Source organism: Pelomonas parva, assembly GCF_043555835.1.
Lineage (GTDB): Bacteria > Pseudomonadota > Gammaproteobacteria > Burkholderiales > Burkholderiaceae_C > Pelomonas > Pelomonas parva.
On the sequence record NZ_JBIGHV010000001.1, the window covers coordinates 502,202 to 520,118 of the forward strand.

14 protein-coding genes are annotated in these 17,917 nt (G+C 67.8%); 5 read left to right on the forward strand and 9 right to left on the reverse strand.

Features of this window, described 5'->3' with window-relative positions; genetic code table 11:
- Positions 1-164 precede the first annotated feature (164 nt).
- From ACG00Y_RS02080 to ACG00Y_RS02100, 5 genes are all read left to right on the forward strand, one after another.
- Complete coding sequence (locus tag ACG00Y_RS02080; protein ID WP_394475611.1) at positions 165-2,768, forward strand: PAS domain S-box protein; 2,604 nt, start codon at positions 165-167, stop codon at positions 2,766-2,768.
- Positions 2,765-3,388, forward strand: coding sequence for a response regulator transcription factor (locus tag ACG00Y_RS02085; RefSeq protein WP_348011669.1), 624 nt, complete (start codon positions 2,765-2,767; stop codon positions 3,386-3,388). Before ACG00Y_RS02080 ends, ACG00Y_RS02085 begins: the two co-directional genes overlap by 4 nt.
- Before the next feature lie 154 nt (positions 3,389-3,542).
- Positions 3,543-4,403, forward strand: coding sequence for a bifunctional methylenetetrahydrofolate dehydrogenase/methenyltetrahydrofolate cyclohydrolase FolD (gene folD, locus ACG00Y_RS02090; protein WP_394475612.1), 861 nt, complete (start codon positions 3,543-3,545; stop codon positions 4,401-4,403).
- A gap of 1 nt (position 4,404) precedes the next feature.
- The gene (locus ACG00Y_RS02095; protein ID WP_394475613.1) at positions 4,405-6,393 is read left to right on the forward strand and encodes a M3 family metallopeptidase; all 1,989 of its coding nucleotides are present in this window, start codon (positions 4,405-4,407) and stop codon (positions 6,391-6,393) included.
- Positions 6,390-6,914: a DUF1697 domain-containing protein gene (locus ACG00Y_RS02100; RefSeq protein ID WP_394475614.1), complete on the forward strand. Its 525-nt coding sequence runs from the start codon at positions 6,390-6,392 to the stop codon at positions 6,912-6,914. The genes ACG00Y_RS02095 and ACG00Y_RS02100 overlap by 4 nt, the downstream gene beginning before the upstream one ends.
- Here the strand turns inward: ACG00Y_RS02100 and ACG00Y_RS02105 are convergent, their stop codons facing one another.
- From ACG00Y_RS02105 to ACG00Y_RS02145, 9 genes are all read right to left on the reverse strand, one after another.
- The gene (locus ACG00Y_RS02105) at positions 6,915-8,030 is read right to left on the reverse strand and encodes a patatin-like phospholipase family protein (protein WP_394475615.1); all 1,116 of its coding nucleotides are present in this window, start codon (positions 8,028-8,030) and stop codon (positions 6,915-6,917) included.
- 39 nt (positions 8,031-8,069) lie between these two features.
- Positions 8,070-8,597, reverse strand: coding sequence for a hypothetical protein (locus ACG00Y_RS02110; RefSeq protein WP_394475616.1), 528 nt, complete (start codon positions 8,595-8,597; stop codon positions 8,070-8,072).
- On the reverse strand, positions 8,557-8,853 hold the full coding sequence (locus tag ACG00Y_RS02115) for a putative quinol monooxygenase (protein WP_394475617.1): 297 nt from the start codon (positions 8,851-8,853) through the stop codon (positions 8,557-8,559). Before ACG00Y_RS02115 ends, ACG00Y_RS02110 begins: the two co-directional genes overlap by 41 nt.
- A gap of 4 nt (positions 8,854-8,857) precedes the next feature.
- The gene (locus tag ACG00Y_RS02120; protein ID WP_394475618.1) at positions 8,858-9,394 is read right to left on the reverse strand and encodes a hypothetical protein; all 537 of its coding nucleotides are present in this window, start codon (positions 9,392-9,394) and stop codon (positions 8,858-8,860) included.
- Positions 9,394-9,816: a VOC family protein gene (locus ACG00Y_RS02125; RefSeq protein ID WP_394475619.1), complete on the reverse strand. Its 423-nt coding sequence runs from the start codon at positions 9,814-9,816 to the stop codon at positions 9,394-9,396. Before ACG00Y_RS02125 ends, ACG00Y_RS02120 begins: the two co-directional genes overlap by 1 nt.
- Before the next feature lie 33 nt (positions 9,817-9,849).
- A complete protein-coding gene (locus tag ACG00Y_RS02130; RefSeq protein ID WP_394475620.1) occupies positions 9,850-12,621 on the reverse strand; it encodes a M16 family metallopeptidase in 2,772 nt (923 codons plus the stop codon).
- Positions 12,622-12,827: 206 nt separating this feature from the next.
- The gene (locus ACG00Y_RS02135; protein ID WP_394475621.1) at positions 12,828-15,617 is read right to left on the reverse strand and encodes a M16 family metallopeptidase; all 2,790 of its coding nucleotides are present in this window, start codon (positions 15,615-15,617) and stop codon (positions 12,828-12,830) included.
- 53 nt (positions 15,618-15,670) lie between these two features.
- Complete coding sequence (locus ACG00Y_RS02140; protein WP_394475622.1) at positions 15,671-17,365, reverse strand: hypothetical protein; 1,695 nt, start codon at positions 17,363-17,365, stop codon at positions 15,671-15,673.
- Positions 17,362-17,862: a toxin-activating lysine-acyltransferase gene (locus tag ACG00Y_RS02145; RefSeq protein WP_394475623.1), complete on the reverse strand. Its 501-nt coding sequence runs from the start codon at positions 17,860-17,862 to the stop codon at positions 17,362-17,364. Before ACG00Y_RS02145 ends, ACG00Y_RS02140 begins: the two co-directional genes overlap by 4 nt.
- Positions 17,863-17,917 lie beyond the last annotated feature (55 nt).

The window sequence follows — 17,917 nt, forward strand, 5'->3', positions numbered from 1 at the left end:
AAGTGCCGCCTCTACGGGCAGCGGGGTGTTCTGACGAGGGCAAGCAGGCGCAGCGGCCGCGAGCGGGCGGAGTGTCTCACAAGTCATTGCCACTTCCCAAATGGCGCGAGACGATTTCTCATTATGAAATTACCATGGCTCCCGCCGGCCCGGATAATTTGGCGATGGCCCTTGACCCGCACGCCCCCGAGACCCGCACACGCCGACAGCGCCTGCTGGCGCCCTGGCGCCGCCTGGTCGCCACCTGGTGGTTCCGGCAGTCGCCGTCGCGCCAGGACCGGCTGGCCACGCTGGGGCCGCTGATCTCGGTGCTGCTCTTCCTGGCGGCCATCATTTCGGCCTTCTGGTACCTGCGCAACGAGGAGATCGAGCGCGAGACCGAGTCCGTCAAGCGCGACACCGAGATCGCCCAGCAGCAGATCCGCCTGCGCCTGATCGAGAACCAGGAACAGCTCGTGCGCATCGCGCGCGAAGTTGTCACCCGGCAGATCGACGCGCACGAGTTCTCCGCCCAGGCCCAGGCCTTCGCGCGCGAGCGGCCCGAGCTGACGCATGTCACCTGGCTCAGCGCCAAGCGCGAGCGCCGCAGCAGCGTCGGCGCGGCCGGCCTGGCGGCTGATGGACTGATGTCGGCGGACGGCACCGACCCGTCCATGCCCGTCGCCAACCAGTCCAACGCCGCCGCGCTGGCCTTCGACGCCGCCAAGGAGAGGCGCCAGCCTGTCTACTCAGGCCCGTTCAGCGACGCCAACGGCACCACGGTCTTCCAACTGCACATCCCGCTGATCGACCGCGGCGGTTTCGGCGGCGTGCTGATCGCCGAGTACACCGTCGAGGCGCTGCTGCGCTATTACGTGCCCAGCGAGGTTTCCACTCGCCACAGCATCGCCGTGCTGGACGCCTCGCGGGACCAGGTTGTCAGCAGCACGGTCACGCCCATGCCGGGTCAGGTCTTGCGCCGCGCCTCGCTGGTGCACGACGTGCCGCTGGCGCCCGCGCTGAACGGCCTGGTACTGCGCGGCCAGGGCTGGCGCACGTCCATCGGCCTCATCAACAACGCGCTGTTCTGGCTGGTGCTGGCGCTGGCCGGCATGACCGTGTGGATGCTGCTGGGCACCTGGCGCCACATGCGCCGGCGCACGCAGATCCAGAACGCGCTGACGCTGGAGACCAACTTCCGCCGCGCGATGGAAAACTCCATGCTGACCGGCATGCGCGCCATGGACATGGACACGCGCATCACCTACGTGAACCCGGCCTTCTGCGCGATGACCGGCTTCTCGGAAGCCGACCTCGTCGGCCGCACGCCGCCCTATCCCTTCTGGCCCGCCGACCGCCGCGAGGAGAACGCGCGCCTGCTGCAGCAGGAACTGCAAGGCAAGAGCCCGTCGGGCGGCGTGGAGGTCAAGATTGCACGCAAGGACGGCTCGGCCTTCGATGCCCGCGTCTACGTCTCGCCGCTGGTGGACACGCGTGGCAAGCAGACCGGCTGGATGACCTCGATGACCAACATCACCGAGGCCAAGCGCGTGCGCGACCAGCTCTCTGCCTCGCACGAGCGCTTCACGACCGTGCTCGAAGGCCTGGACGCCGCCGTGTCCGTGTTGTCGGTGACGCCGCCCGAGCTGCTGTTCGCCAACCGCAGCTACCGCCTGTGGTTCGGTGCCGACCCGGCCGGCCATGCGCTGCTGGCCGGCGGCCAGCTGATGGGCACGACCAGCCGCCGTGGCGGCCTGGACGACGGTGCCGACGAGGTGGACGACTACTCCGGCCTGCCCTCCGAGGCGCTGACCGACATGGGCTCGGACCCGCGCGAGGTCTACGTCGAGTCGCTGGCCATGTGGTTCGACGTGCGCGCCCGCTACCTGCAATGGACCGACGGCCGCCTGGCGCAGATGCTGATCGCCACCGACATCACCATGCGCCGCGCTGCCGAGGCGCAGGCCGCGTTGCAGGCCGACAAGGCTCAGGTGACGAGCCGGCTGATGACCATGGGCGAGATGGCCTCCAGCGTCGCCCACGAGCTGAACCAGCCGCTGACGGCCATCACCAACTACTGCAACGGCATGGTCAGCCGCGTGCGCGCCGACAGCATCGACAAGGAAGCGCTGATGGCCGCGCTGACCAAGACGGCCAAGCAGGCCGAGCGGGCCGGGCAGATCATTCACCGCATCCGCAACTTCGTGAAGCGCAGCGAGCCGCAGCGCCAGCCGGCCCACGCGGCCGACATCGTCGAGGACGCCGTGGAGCTGGCCGGCATCGAGCTGCGCCGCCGCAACGTCGCCATCCACACCTACGTCGCGCAGCGGCTGCCGCAGATGATGGTCGACCCCATCCTCATCGAGCAGGTGTTGATGAACCTGCTGAAGAACGCCGCCGAGGCCATCGACAACGCCTCTCTGCCCACCTCGCGCCGCCACATCGAGCTGCGCGTCGTGCCCAAGCACAGCGCCGAACTGGGCGGGCAGATCGAGTTCTCGGTGACCGACATGGGCCCGGGCCTGCCCGACGAAGTCATCGCCCGCATGTACGAGGCCTTCTTCTCGACCAAGGCCGATGGGCTGGGCATTGGCTTAGGGTTATGCCGGTCTATCGTCGAGTCCCACCAGGGCCGGATAAAAGCCGAGAACCTCTACAATGGATCGTTGGTCGTCGGGTGCCGATTCGCGTTCACGATCCCCGTCACCATCACGCCCGAACACCTGCGTCAGGACCCCAACCCGGGTGCCGCCAGCAGCGCTCAGAGAACCGAACCCACCACACCATGAGCTTGATCCCCAAGAAGGGCAATGTCTACGTTGTCGACGATGACGAGGCAGTTCGCGATTCACTGCAATGGCTGCTCGAAGGCAAGGACTACCGGGTCAAGTGCTTTGACTCGGCCGAATCCTTCCTGACACGCTACGACCCCCGCGAGGTCGCCTGCCTGATCGCCGACATCCGCATGGACGGCATGACCGGCCTGGAACTGCAGGACCGCCTCATCGAGCGCAAGAGCCCGCTGCCCATCGTCTTCATCACCGGCCACGGCGACGTGCCCATGGCCGTGCAGACGATGAAGAAGGGCGCGATGGACTTCATCGAGAAGCCGTTCAAGGAAGAGGAACTGCTGGCCCTGGTGGAGCGCATGCTCGACCAGGCCCGCGAGGCCTTCTCCAGCCACCAGGAAGCCGCCAGCCGCGACGCGCTGCTGGCCCGCCTGACGACGCGCGAGGCGCAAGTGCTGGAGCGCATCGTCGCGGGTCGTCTGAACAAGCAGATCGCCGACGACCTCGGCATCAGCATCAAGACGGTGGAGGCGCACCGCGCCAACATCATGGAAAAGCTCAACGCCAACACGGTGGCGGACCTGCTCAAGATTGCCTTGGGCGCGACCGCCAAGGCTTGAGTTCCACCTTCAGCCAAAAGGCCGCTGAACCCTCAGCGGCTTTTTGCTTTCTGACTTTTGAAATGCAACCACAGAGACACAGAGGCACTGAGAAACAGCCTTTGAATTCCTCTGTGTCTCTGTGCCTCTGTGGTTGCATTCAACGGAGCCCTGTATGACCGCCCAATTGATCGACGGCCTCGCCCTCGCCAAGCAACTGCGCGCGCAAGCCGCAACCCGCGCCGCCGCGCTCACCGCCCAGGGCCGCCAGCCCGGCCTCGCCGTGGTCCTCGTCGGCGACAACCCCGCCAGCCAGGTCTACGTGCGCAACAAGGTCAAGGCCTGCGAGGAAGCTGGCATCCACTCGCGGCTGGAGAAGTACGACGCCGCCATGACCGAGGCCGAACTGCTGGCCCGCGTCGAGGCGCTGAACAACGACCCGACCATCCACGGCATCCTGGTCCAGTTGCCGCTGCCCAAGCACATCGACGACCACAAGGTCATCGAGTCCATCTCGCCAGCCAAGGACGTGGATGGCTTCCACGTCGCCAGCGCCGGCGCGCTGCTGGTGGGTGAGGCGGGCTTCAAGGCCTGCACGCCTTACGGCTGCATGAAGATGCTGGAGAGCATCGGCATGAAGGACTTGAAGGGCAAGCACGCGGTCGTCATCGGCCGCAGCAACATCGTCGGCAAGCCGATGGCGCTGATGCTACTGGCGGCCAACGCCACCGTCACCGTCTGCCACAGCGGCACGGCCGACCTGGGCGCGATGACCCGCCAGGCGGACGTCATCGTCGCCGCCGTGGGCAAGCGCAATGTACTGACGGCCGACATGGTCAAGCCCGGCGCCGTCGTCATCGACGTGGGCATGAACCGCAATGACGAGGGCAAGCTCTGCGGCGACGTGGATTTCGATGGCGTCAAAGAAGTGGCCGGCTGGATCACCCCCGTCCCGGGCGGGGTCGGGCCGATGACGATTGCCATGTTGCTGGTGAATACGCTTGAATCGGCGGAACGCAGCCTCACGTCGAACTGATATGACCAATCCGCTGCTCTCCACCACCGCCCTGCCCGACTTCGCGGCCATCCAGCCCGAGCATGTGCAGCCTGCCATCACTGAGCTGCTGGCCGCTGCGCAAGCCGCGCTCGATGAAGCGACCAAGCCCGAGACGCCCGCCGACTACGACACGCTCTCGCGCATCCTCGACACGGCCACGGAGCATTTCGGCACGGCCTGGGGCGCCGTGGGCCACCTCAATGCCGTGGCCGACACGCCCGCGCTGCGCGAGGCCTACAACGCGATGCTGCCGGCCGTCACCGAGTTCAGCACGGCCATGGGCGCCAACGAGGCGCTGTTCGCCAAATACAAGGCTGTCGTGGCGGCGCAGGGCGAGTCCCTGAGTGCGCCGCGCCAGCAGTTGCTCAAGCACGCCATCCGCGACTTCGTGCTGTCCGGCGCCGAGTTGCAGGGCGAGGCCCGCGAGCGCTACGCCGCCATCCAGGAGCGCAGCGCCGAGCTGCAGCAGCAGTTCAGCGAGCATGTGCTGGACGCGACGGACGGCTGGAGCTACGTCGCCAACGCGGACGAGCTCGCCGGCGTGCCGCAGGACGTGCTGGACGCGACCCGGCTCGACGACGGCGGCCACAAGATCACGCTGCATTTCCCGGTCTACCTGCCCGTCATGCAGTACGCCGAGAACCGCGACCTCCGCGAGAAGCTCTACCGCGCCTACGTGACACGCGCGAGTGAATCGGGCAAGCCGGACTGGGACAACACCGCCGCCATGCGCGAGATCGTGGCGCTGCGCCAGGAGGAGGCGAAGCTGCTCGGCTACGCCAGCTTCGCCGAGGTGTCGCTGGCGCCCAAGATGGCGTCCACGCCGGCCGAGGTGACGACCTTCCTGAGTGACCTCGGCAAACGCGCCCGGCCCTTCGCCGAGAAGGACCTGGCCGAGCTGCGCGAGTTCGCCAAGGGCCAGCCGCTGGAGAGCTGGGATGTGTCCTACTGGAGCGAGAAGCTCAAGGAAGCGCGCTATGCCTTCAGCGACCAGACGGTGAAGCAGTACTTCACCGCGCCCAAGGTCGTCGCCGGCCTGTTCTCCATCATTGAGCGGCTGTTCAACGTGTCGATCTCGGAGGCCAAGGCCTCGGTCTGGCATGAGACCGTCAAGTTCTACGAGCTGCGTCGCGGCGGTCAGTTGATCGCCCAGTTCTATCTGGACCTCTACGCCCGCACCGGCAAGCGCCCCGGCGCCTGGATGGACCAGGTGCGCAGCCGCTGGCTCAAGCCCACCGGCGAACAGCAGACGCCGGTCGCCCAACTGGTCTGCAACTTCGCGTCTCCCGTCGGTGGCAAGCCAGCGCTGCTGACGCACGACGACGTCATCACCCTGTTCCACGAGTTCGGCCACGGCCTGCATCACATGCTGACGCAGGTGAACGACCTGGGCGTGTCGGGCATCTCCGGCGTGGAGTGGGACGCCGTCGAGCTGCCCAGCCAGTTCATGGAGAACTTCTGCTGGGAGTGGGACGTCCTGCAGCAGCTGAGCGGCCATGTCGAGACCGGCGAGCCGCTGCCACGCGAGCTGTTCGACAAGATGACGGCGGCCAAAAACTTCCAGAGCGGGCTGATGACGCTGCGCCAGATCGAGTTCGCGCTGTTCGACATGCGTCTGCATGCAACGCCGGGCGTGGAAGCCGATGTGCAGAAGGTCATCGACGACGTGCGCGCCGAAGTCGCCGTGCTGATCCCGCCCGCCTTCAACCGCTTTCAGCACAGCTTCTCGCACATCTTTGCGGGCGGCTATGCGGCCGGCTACTACAGCTACAAGTGGGCCGAGCTGCTCAGTGCCGACGCCTGGAGCGCCTTCGAGGAGGAAGGCGTGTTCAACCCGGCCACCGGCAAGCGCTTCCTGAACGAAGTGCTGGAGCAAGGCGGCGCGCGCGACGCCATAGCCAACTTCAAGGCCTTCCGCGGCCGCGAGCCGAAGATCGACGCGCTGCTGCGCCACCAGGGCATGGCGTGACACGGTATGTCGCGCTGTGGCGCGGCATCAATGTCGGCAAGGCCAAGCGGCTGGCTATGGCCGACCTCAAGGCCTTGCTCACCGAGCTGGGTGCGACGAACGTCGTCACGCTGCTGAACAGCGGCAATGCGGTCTTCGACATCCGCAAGAAGATCACCGGCGAGGCAATCCGCAAGGCCGTCGCGGCGCGGCTGGGTGTCGACGCCCTGGTGATCCTGAAGACGGCCAGCGAATGGGCGGCCATTGCGGAACGGCTACCCATTCCCGAGGCGGACGATCCCAGCCGCACGCTCGTGGTGATCACCGCTGATACCACTGGCCTGCAGTCCGTTGCAGGCGTCGCCGTTTCAGGCGACGAGCAGTTGGTCGTCACCGGGCATGCAGCCTATGTCTGGTGCGCCAACGGCATCCTGGAGAGCCAGGCGCTCGGCGAAGTCTTCCAGAAGATCGCCGCAACCAGCAGCACGACACGCAACTGGGCAACCGTCACCAAGCTGGACGCGCTGGCCAATCCACGCTGATCAACCTGGGTCATCCAGCGCATGGAGGCGCATGCCGATGCCCTCGGCCAGCGGCGCCTTCCACGGTGCGCGGGCCAGCATGCGCCGACCATCCTTCAGCCCGGCGGCCCAGCGCGCGCGCAGGCGTGAGTCGCTGAAGTCGATGTCGCGCCAGGAGTCCTCGCCGTCCAGCGCGCGCATGACGAGGTGGACGACGTCGATGCGCGAGTCGCAGCCCAGCGCCAGCAGTTCCTTCACGGCCGGGTCGGCCGCGGCCTTGGGGCCCAGTTGCCTGCCGACCAGGCGCAGCGCGCGGCGCAGGTTCTGCATGCGCTCGTGGTCGCCCAGGTGCTCCAGGATGCGGCTGGCGTACTGGATGTCCTTGTAGCGCGTCAGCACCTGGGCCATGGTGTGCGGTGCGGCCTCGCTGGCGTCCCACACGTCCACCATGAAGCACAGCGTGTCGCGGCGCTCGCTGTCGTCCAGCACGACATCCAGCGGCGTGTTGCTGTAGATGCCGCCGTCCCAGAAGGCGTTCTCGCCGATCTGCACCGGCGCGAAACCGGGCGGCAGCGCGCCGCTGGCCATCACATGCTCGGGGCCGATCTTGGTCTGGCCATCCCGGTTGTCGAACAAGGCCAGCTCGCCCGAGCGCACGTCGACGGCGCACAGCGTCAGGCGCGTCTCGGCCGCAGCGATGCGCTCGAAGTCCACCAACTCGCGCAGCGTCGCGGCCAGCGGCGCGGTGTCGTAGAAGCTCAGCTCGGGCAGCGGCGCGCGGCGGTTCATGTCCCAGGACAGCGGGCCGCGCGGCTTGAAGAAGCCGGGCACGCCGCTGGTCAGCGTCTGCAAGGTCTGCAGGCCTTGTTGCCACAGCGACGTGAACGGGTTGACCGGCAGGTGCGGCGCGAGGCCCGGCCGGGTCACACGGTCCCAGAAGCTGCGCAAGGCCATGACCCGATCGGCCGGCGCATTGCCAGCGATCAGCGCCGCGTTGATGGCGCCAATGGACGTGCCCACCAGCCAGTCGGGCGGCAGGTCGGCGCCTTCGAGCGCCTCGACAAAGCCGGCCTGGTAGGCGCCCAGGGCCCCGCCGCCCTGGAACACGTAGACGGTCTGCGGTCGGCGTGGTGGCATGTTGATCTTCCTTCTCGTCACCGGCGCCGGCGTGAAATCTCAGGGCGACGCAGACGGTCGCGGCTTCGCGCCATCAAAGCCGAGCAGACCGTCGGCCACCACCTTGCCATGCTTGCGCTCGATCTCGGCGTGCATGACGCGGTTGTAGGCCTCCACGAAGGCGGTCGATGCAGGCGTGACTTCCTTGCTCTTGCTGACCCAGGTCACGCCATAACGCTGCTTCATGCGCTCGGCGCGTGCGGTCTCGCCCTTGGTCGGGTCGGGCCCCACGGTCTGCAGCTTCAGCTCGCCAGCCTCCAGGTCCCGCCGGGCCTGCGCCGCGCCGCGCTCTGCCGCCAGTTCGGGCGTGCCCAGGCGCAGGTCCACGGTGGCGACGAGCAGCCGGTCGCCCGAGGTGTCCAGATGCACGATGCCGAACTTGACGAACATCACCAGCACCACGCTGACGGCCGCCAGCGCAAACAGCACCGCCACGACATGGATGCGCCGGATGCCGCGCGGCCGATGCCACTTGGGCGGGACATATTCAGTGAACAAGGCCATGGCCACCTGCAGGTCGGGTTTCACGGTGCTCGCCGAAGGCCGCGATCAGTGGCATGGCTCGCGCGATGACGGCCTTCACGGCCGGTAGTTGCAGCGAGGCCTTGTGCGCCGCCGCATCCGTCCAGACTTCCGTGACCCAGATCGTCACCTCGTCGGCGGGGTCTTCGGCCACTACATAGCTCAGGCAGCCAGGCAAGGCGTCCACCTCGGCCAGCAGCAGTCGGACCAGTTCGGCCCGCCGGCCTTCGACAGCCTTGAAGCTGCCCATCAATCCATACATTGCATCAATTCCTGTCGGTTGCAGCCCGATTGTCCGCGAGCGGCGCCAGCGCCGCCTGCACACGCGCTTGCCAGGCGAGTTGCTCGGCTGCAGTCCAGTCCGGCCAGCGCGGCGCCTCGGCTTCCAGCTCGGTGGCCAGGGCTTGCAGCGTGGCCTGCTTCGTCAACGTCGCGGCCAGGTTCAGCCGGGCCAACCATTCCTGGGCCTGGCGCATGCGCGGATAGGCCGCGAACAGCCAGCGCGCCACCTCGGGCCGCTCGCGCCAGTCGGCGCTGCCGAAGCGCGCCACCGCCAGGGCCGTGAGCCGCTGCCCGGCGCCCAGGCAGTCGAAGGCCACGCAGCCGCTGAAACCCCGCTCGATCAAGCCGTCATGGATGCCGCAGCGATGGTCAGCGCAGAGGTGCTGGCAGGGCGTTTCGGCCGGCTTGTCGAAGCCGAAGCCCTGCGCGGCATCGAACGGCGGGATCACGCAGCACAGCGCCACGCAGGCCGAACAGTCAGCCTTCAGGTGGGCGGGTAGCTGCACCGTGCCCCGACCCATCACTCGGCGTCGGGAGACACGCCAACCTGCCAGCTCACGCCGAAACGGTCGGTCACCATGCCGAACAGCGGCGCCCAGAAGGTTTTGCCTAGCGGCATGGTCACGTGCCCGCCGTCGGCCAGCGCGGCGAAGGCTTCGCCGGCGGTGGTCGCGTCCGGGCAATCCAGCGACAACGCGAAACCCTTGAAGCCGCCCTCCCCCCCGCACAGGCCGTCGGACATCATGACCAGCGCACCGCCGATGTGCACCGACGCATGCATGATCTTGTCCTGCGACCCCGGCGGCAGCACGCCCTCGGGCGGCGGCTCCGGGCTCTCGGAGTTGCGCATCATGAACTCCACCTTGGCGCCCAGTGCCAGCTGGTAGAACTCGATGGCTTCTTCGCAACGGCCATCGAAGAACAGGTAGGGGTCGATCTTCATGCGGGTCTCCGGGGCAACGCAGGGCAGACAACTCTAAGGCTTGAAGTCGCCTGCCGTCGAAATGATGAAGTCCTCGGCCTTGATGTACTTGCGCCATGCCGCGTTGGCCTGCTCGACGGTGACGGCAGCGATGGCGTCGTCCTGCCGCTGGAAGAGGCTCCACGTTTCGCCTCGCTCGGCCAGTGCCGTGAGGGAGCCTGCCAACTGTCCGAGAGCGATGCGCGTGGATTTTCTGCCTTCGAGGAAGGACCTCTTGTTGCGCGCAAGCTCGGCTGCATTCACGCCATGGGCAGACATGCGAGCTGCCTCCTGCTTCACGAAAGCGATGATCCTGTCTCGATTCTCCGGCGCGTAGCCGGCCTCGATGCCAAGACTGCCGGCGTTGCCCCAGGCACTGGCGTCCAGCGAGACGCTGATGCTGTAGGTCAGTCCTTCCTTCTGGCGCACGCGTTCGGACAAGCGGCTGTCCATCCCGACGCCGAAGATGCGCACGGCCATGACCAGCGCCAGGTAGTCGGGATCTTCGCTGTTCAGCGGCAGCGCCTGTTGCAGCCTGACGGTGGCGCTGGCCTTGTCGCGGGCGACGACATCGAAGCGCGCTGGCGGCACGGCCACGTACTGCGGCACATGGCGCACGAACCTCGGCGCCGCAGGCTTCTTCCAGTCGCCAAAGAGCCGCTCGACTTCGGCAGCCAGGCCGTCCGGCAAGGCGCCGGCAACGCCGATCTGCGCATCGTTGGCACTCCAGTAGTCGGCATGGAAGCGCTTAACCTCTTCCAGTGTCGCGGCCTTCAACCTGGCGACGTGCTCATCGACGCTCATCACGTAGTCAGGATCACCCAGCGAGACACCACGCGCGGCGTTGTAGTGCCCGCGCGTGGCCGCCTCGATCAGGATGCCGAGCTCCTGACGCGAGGCGTCAAGCGACGCAATGTTGTGCTTGATGTCGCGGTCAAAAGCGTGCTGCGGCAGCAGCGGATGGCGCAGCAGGTCGGCAAGCACGCGCAGTGCCGGCAAGAGCGTGTCGCGCTCAGCGCTGACGGTGATCGTGGCACCCTGCGCATCACCCGAGATTTCCAGGTCAGCGCCGAGCTTGACGACCAGATCCGTCAACTGCTGCCTGCTGTAGTCCGCGCTGCCTTCGATCATGAGCGGCCCGATCATCCGCGCAGCGTTGCGCGCAAAGGTCGCATCACGTTCGCCCCAGCGCAGCCTCATCTCCAGCGCCACTGCGTTGCCGCGGGTCTGCCTCTGCAGCGTGTGCAACGCGATTCCGCTAGGCAGCAAGGTGCGCACGGTGCGCGCCTCAAGCGTGGCGGGCAGGGGCTCCAGGTGCTCGCCGTCCTGCACGCCAGGCGGGCTTGCCAGCCCGAGCAGGCTTTGTGCGAGTGCGGGCGCAGCGGGGACGTCCACGCGCTCCACCGCAGCGGCCGGAAGGTAGCGACCCAGCGTGCGGTTGGGGGGCCTGAAGTACGTCGCGCGCACGCGCTCCACGTCGGCCAGTGTGACCTTGGCGATGTCCTGCATCTGCTTGAACAGCAGCCGCCAGTCGCCAGCGGCAATGAGGCCGGAGATTTGCTGGATCAGCGCCTCGGGGTGTTTCATCCAATGGCGTTGGTCGTTGGTGAGCGCGTCGCGCACGCGCTGCAGATCGGTCTCCTCGAAGGGTTTGGCAGTGCGACCTTCAACCAGGTCTGTCAGCACGGCCTGGACCTTGTCCACGTCAGCATCCGGCGGCAATACCGCGTCGATGCTGGCCAGTCCTGGGTCCACGCCGCCTTCCACGCTGATGCTGGCAGACACGGCAAGCCCGGCATCGGCCAGTTCCTGGCCGAGTCCGCCGCCCGGCTGGCGATTCATCAGCAGTCGAAAGACGATCAAGGCCGGCATGTCGGGGTGCGTCAGGGCCGGCACGTGATAAGCCGCCCGCAGCAGGGGCTGTCCACCGACGCGGCGCACCACCACGCTGCGCTCCCCGTCCTGAGCCGGCTCCACCGTAGAGGGTTGAGGGATGGGCGCTGCCGGCTTCGGCGTAGGGCCGAAGTGCCTGGCGATTAGGGCCAGCGTGGCATGCTTGTCAAAGGCGCCGGCAATCAGCAGCGTCGCGTTGTCGGGCCGGTAGTAGCGCTTGTAGAAGGCCTGCAGCTTCTCGACACGCAAGTTCTCGATGTCACTCTTGGCGCCTATCGTGGCGCGGCCATACGGGTGCCAGGCAAAGGCGGCGGCGTTGACGCGTTTGATCAGCACCGTCCAAGGCTGGTTCTCGCCAAGCTCGAACTCATTGCGAACGACGGTCATCTCGGTGTCAAGGTCGGACTTGGCGATGCGGCTGTTCACCATGCGGTCGGCCTCCAAGTCGAGCAGGAAGGCCAGCGTGTCGGCGTTGGCGTTGAAGGTCGCGAAGTAGTTGGTGCGGTCCGGCGCCGTTGTGGCGTTCTTGCTCACACCCCGCTCTGCCAACGCACCTTCGATGTCCCGGTGCCGCGCAGTGCCCTTGAACAGCATGTGCTCCAGCAGATGCGCCATGCCGTACTCGCCTGCCACCTCGTGACGGCTGCCGACGCGGTAGGTGAGGTTGACGGTCGTGGTCGTCTGTGTCGCGTCGGGCAACAGCAGGATCTGCAAGCCGTTGGGCAGGCGGTACTCCTCGATGCCGCCAAACTCACAAACGGCCGTGGGCAGGGCAGGCGCGGATGCCGAGGGCGGAGCCACTGGCTTGGTCGCCACAGCACGCGGAGGTTTGGCCGAAGCCACGCCGGCGGCCAACAAGCAGGCCAGCATCAGGCCGATTCGCAAAGAGGTCACTCGTGTCTGCGGCTGGGGGCGACGCCACCGGCTTTTTGTTGAGGCGCGGATTCTGGCTGCGCCAACGCGGCGCCGAGCGCCCGGCGCGCTCCAGTGAATATTGCCTGCGTTGGCAACTTCGACCCGAAGCCTAGAGCGGCAATGCAGAAGGCCGTGCAACAACCGTTGCACGGCCTTCTCACTGAACGAGGCTCTGCGCCTCAGGGCTACTTGAAATCGCCCGCCGTCGAGATGACGAAGTTGTCGGCCTTGATGTGCTTGCGCCAGGCCGCATTGGCCTGCTCCACCGTGACGGCGGCCAGCACGTCGTCGCGCTTCTGCGCCGCCGCCCAGTTCTCGCCGCGCTCGGCCAGGCTCGTCAGGCCGCCGGCCAGCGCGCCGGGGTCGGCACGGCTTTGCTTGCGGCCTTCGAGGATGTCCTTCTTGGCGCGCGCCAGCTCGGCCGCCGTCAGGCCCTGGGCGCTCATGCGCTCCACCTCTTCCTTGATGACGGCGATGACGCGCTCGCGCTTGTCCGGCGCGTAGCTGGCCTGGATGGCGAAGCTGCCCTCGTTGCCCCAGAAGTCGGCGGACAGGCTGGCGCCTATGCCGTAGGTCAGGCCTTCCTTCTGGCGCACGCGCTCGGACAGCCGGCTCTCCAGCCCGCCGCCGCCGAACACGTGCACGGCCAGCTCCAGCGCCGCGTAGTCCGCATCCTCGGTGTTCAGCGGCAGCGTCTCGTGCAGGCGCACGATGGCATTGGCCTTGTCGCGGGCGATGGCGTCGATGCGTGTCGGCGGCACGGCCAGGTGCTTGGGCACATGGCGCACGAACTTCGGCGCTGCCGGCTTCTTCCAGTCGCCGAACAACTTGTCCACCTCGGCAGCCAGGCCGTCCGGCAGCGCGCCGACGACGCTGATCAGCACGTCGTTGGCGCTCCAGTAGTCCGCGTAGAAGCTCTTCACGTCGTCCAGCGTCGTCGCCTTCAGCTCGGCGATGCGTTCGTCGACGCCCATGACGTAGTCCGGGTGGCCGAGCTTGACGCCGCGCGCCGCGTTGTAGTGGCCGCGCGTGGCCTCCTGGCGCAGCACGCCGGGCTCCTGGCGCGAGGCCTCGATGCCGGCCAGCGACGCCTTGACCTCGCGGTCGAACGCGTCCTGCGGCAGGTTGGGCCGGCGCAGCACGTCGGCCACCACGCGCAGGGCCGGCAGCAGCGTGTCGCGCTCGGCGCTGAGGAAGATCGTCGCGCCCTGGTCGTAGCCGGCGATGTTGAGGCCGGCGCGCAGCTTGATGAGCGCGTCCTGCAGCTGCTGCTTGGTGAGATTCCCGCTGCCCTCGTTCATCAGCGAGCCGATCATGCCGGTGCCGTTGCGCGCGAAGGTCGCGTCGCGCTCGCCCCAGCGCAGCTGCATCTGCAGCACCACGGTGTTGCCGCGCGTCTGCTTCTGGAGCGTGTGCAGCGAGATGCCGCTGGGCAGGGTCGCCCGCTTGGTGCGCGACTCCAGCACCGCCGGCACCGGCTCCAGCTGCTCGCCGGCCTCCACCTTGGGCGGGCCTTGCAGGCCGGCCAGGCGCTGCTCCAGCGGCGGCGCGGCGGGAATCTCCACGCGCTCGCTGGCCGCCGCCGGCAGGTAGCGGCCCAGCGTGCGGTTGGCGGGCTTGAAGTAGGCGGCACGCACCCGCTCCACGTCGGCCAGTGTCACCTTCGGAATTTCTTCCATCAACTGGAACAGCAGCCGCCAGTCACCCGCAGCGATGAGGCCGGAAATCTGCTGGATCAGCGCCTCGGGGTTCTTCATCTGCTGGCGATAGCTGTTGACGGCGATGTCGCGCACGCGAGCCAGCTCGCTCTCCTCGAACGGCTTGGCCGTGCGGCCCTCGGCCAGGTCCAGCAGCAGGGTCTCGACCTTGCTCACGTCGGCGTCCGGCGGCAGCGCCGCGAAGGCACTGACCGTGCCTGGCTCCGCCCCGCCCGCGCCGCCGATGCCGGCCGCCACGGCCAGCTTGGGCTCGACGATCTGCTTGTAGAGCTGGCCGCTGGGTTGCAGGCTCATCAACAGCCCGTAGACGATCAGCGGTGCCGTGTCGGGGTGGGTGATGGCCGGCACGTGGTAGGTCGCCAGCAGGATGGGCTGGCCGCCCACGCGGCGCACGACGACCGAGCGCTCGCCGTCCTGCGCCGGCTCCACCGTGTAGGGCTGGGGCACCGGCGTGGCGGGCCGGGCGATGGCGCCGAAGTGCCGGGTGATCAGCGCCAGCGTGGCTGCCTTGTCGAACTGGCCGGCAATCAGCAGCGTCGCGTTGTCGGGCCGGTAGTAGCGCTTGTAGAAGGCCTGCAGCTTCTCGATGGGCACGTTCTCGATGTCGCTCTTGGGGCCGATGGTCGCGTTGCCGTAGGGGTGCCAGGTATAGGCCGCCGCGTTGACGCGCTGGCTCAGCACGGCGAAGGGCTGGTTCTCGCCGCGCTCGAACTCGTTGCGCACGACGGTCATCTCGGTGTCCAGGTCCGCCTTGGCCACGCGGCTGTTGGCCATGCGGTCGGCTTCCAGGTCGATCAGGAAGGCCAGCGTGTCGGCGTTCGCATTGAAGCTCGCGAAGTAGTTGGTGCGGTCCACCGTCGTCGTGCCGTTGAAGCGCACGCCGCGCTGGGCCATCGCGCCGGGGATGTCCTTCTGGCGTTCGGTGCCCTTGAACAGCATGTGCTCCAGCAGGTGGGCCATGCCGTACTCGCCCGGCGCCTCGTGGCGGCTGCCGACGCGGTAGGTGATGTTGACGGTGGTGGTGGTCTGCGTCGCGTCCGGGAACAGCAGCACCTGCAGGCCGTTGGCCAGGCGGTATTCCTCGATGCCGCCCAGCTCGCGCACGCGCTCGGGCAGTGGCACGACGGGCGCTGCGGCCGCCGCGGTCGGCTTGGGCCTGACCTTGGCCACCGGCTGGGCCTGCGCCACACCAAGCGCCAGGCTCAGCAGGGCGACACCAAGCCCCTGCGACAACAGTCCGTCGAACTTCAATCTCATTCGTCTCTCTCCAGGCAACCGCATCTTCGGCTTGGCGCGGATTCTCAGCGGTTTCAGCAGACCAGCCGTTCGTCAGTTCCCAACGCCGAGTTGGGTGCGATTGCGAGCGCGGGGACGACCTCCACCAAAGGCGACGGTCCATGGCGACACAGCGCCTGGACTTGCGCGCGGCCGGTCTCACCGGGCAGGGCCGGGCACAGGTCGGAAAGTGTCTGACGAGCCTGCAGCAGCGCGGCCTCGATGGCACCGCCAACCCGTGCAACATCGCCATCCATCTCCAGTTGTCTGATGGCGCTCAGGCTGCAATTGGCATCGCGCTGCAGCAAGGGCATGGTGGCGTTCTTGCGGGCGGCCTGCCGGCCCAGATAGGCATCCAGGCCTGACGACGGCGAACCCACCCAACTCTGGAGCCACGCCCGCACAGCGGTGGCGGCCAGGACGAAATGCTGACGCAATGCCGTGTCGTCGAGCCAGGGGCGCAAGGCAGCATCCATCGCCTCTGGCTTCCCATGCGGCCCGGCGGCTGCAAGGACCGCGTTGAGGTCATACCGGCCTTGACGTGGCGCGGGCGCGGGGCGGCCGTTGATGCTGCCCGGGTTCTGGGAGAACCGCTCCCCGGCGCCGCGCATCCAGATGGCCTGCATGACCTTCAGCCAGCGGGCCAGCAGCTCGGGCGGGCAGGCCAGCGCCATGTCTTCGGTCAATCCGGCCATGCGGGCCATCTCGATGCCCAGGCGCGCCTGCAGGGCCTGCCCATAGAGGGCTGCCATTTCCTCGACGCCGACGATGGCAGCGCCACGGACGCCCGGACGGTATTTGTCGAGCTGCTGGCGCAATGAGGCCAACGTGCTCAGCGGGAACTGCGCCTCGGTCCAGGGCTCCTGGTTCATCGCCCAGCACAGGCGCCGGTAGGCGGGCACGTGGTTGGCAATGCCGAAGTCAAGGAAGGCGCCATCCAGCGCGATGTTGGAGCAGCCCAGCGTGCCGTGCGGCAGGCGCTTTGCGAACGAGGCGGCGCACTGCCAGGCATGGCGGCGCGCCAGCTCCCGAAAGCCTTGGTCCAGGAGGGCGATCTCGTCTTCAGCCAGCACATCCAACGACAGCAGATGCCTCAAGTGGCCCGCCAGGGAGGCCTGCGCCAGGCGCGTGCGCAAGGCGTCCACCGTCCAGCCCGGCGCAGCCGGCCCCGCAGGCAGCCGCCCGGCGGGGTGAAGCAGGTTGCGCATGAAGTGCGCGGGGCGGGCCACCCACGGGCGGACGGCGAGTGCGCGCAGGCACTGGGCCTGGCTGTCATGGTCGAGCTCCCGCTTGAACGATCCGCCGGTGAAGATGACCGCATGCACCGGCACCGCGCCATACGGCAGCGCAGCCTGGTAGGCCCCCGCGAACACGGCCTCGGTGGCGGCCTCCACCAGCATCAGCGTGCCGGAGGAATGGAAGCGGTCGCCGCAGGGCGACACCAGCGGCGTCACGCCCACGCCCTTGGTCTGCAGGCCGTTGACGCCCGAGCAGCGCCCGCTGCCACCCGCCGTCGCGACACCGATGCCGCCGTAGCGGTCCGCCCATTCCTGGCGGGTCTCGTCGGTGTAGGCCTCGGGTGATTCGTAGTCCTGCGGGCAGCAGTACACCTGGCCGGCATCAAAGCCCGCGGTCGTCTCCTCGCCGCTTGTCCACAGCACCTGCGGCGCACGCAGGCGCCTCGTCGTCACGGGCGCCCAGGAGGTGGGAGGCAAGTTGAAGCCGCTCATGCCTGCACCCTCCGGCCGGCGGCCATGAAGCTGGAGCGATCCGCGCGGCTCACGCGCTTGCACATGCGGCGCCCGCCCTTGACGCGGAAGTAGGTCAGCTGCTCCTGGTCCTTGAACACCACGTCGCGCAAGTCCTGCAGCACGTGGGGCAGCGAACCCGGCGCCACGGCCATGTCCAGAATCCAGGCGCTGGTGCCGTCGCTGTACTCCCAGTCGGCCAAGGCGCGTGGCTTGCCGCTGATGAACTCGCGCTCCACGTCCGGCGTCAGCAGCGCCCACATCACATAGCCCACGCATTCCTCGTAACCGTTCAGGTAGACCTTCAACTGGCCCACTTGCTGTGTGGCCATGGCGAGGCTCATGAAGCCGGGTAGCGGCATCTGCTGATGGCTTGGCAGCCGCGCGGCGAACTGGCACAGCAGCCCCACCTCTGACGCCTGGCGCAACAGCTTGGATTCCGGCTTCAAGGCGCCGCCGACGGCGCAGATCGAATGCATGTGATGTGTCTCCCTCTCTCTTGTTTGATCGTTTCGGTGGCGGCAGGCCCGCCGC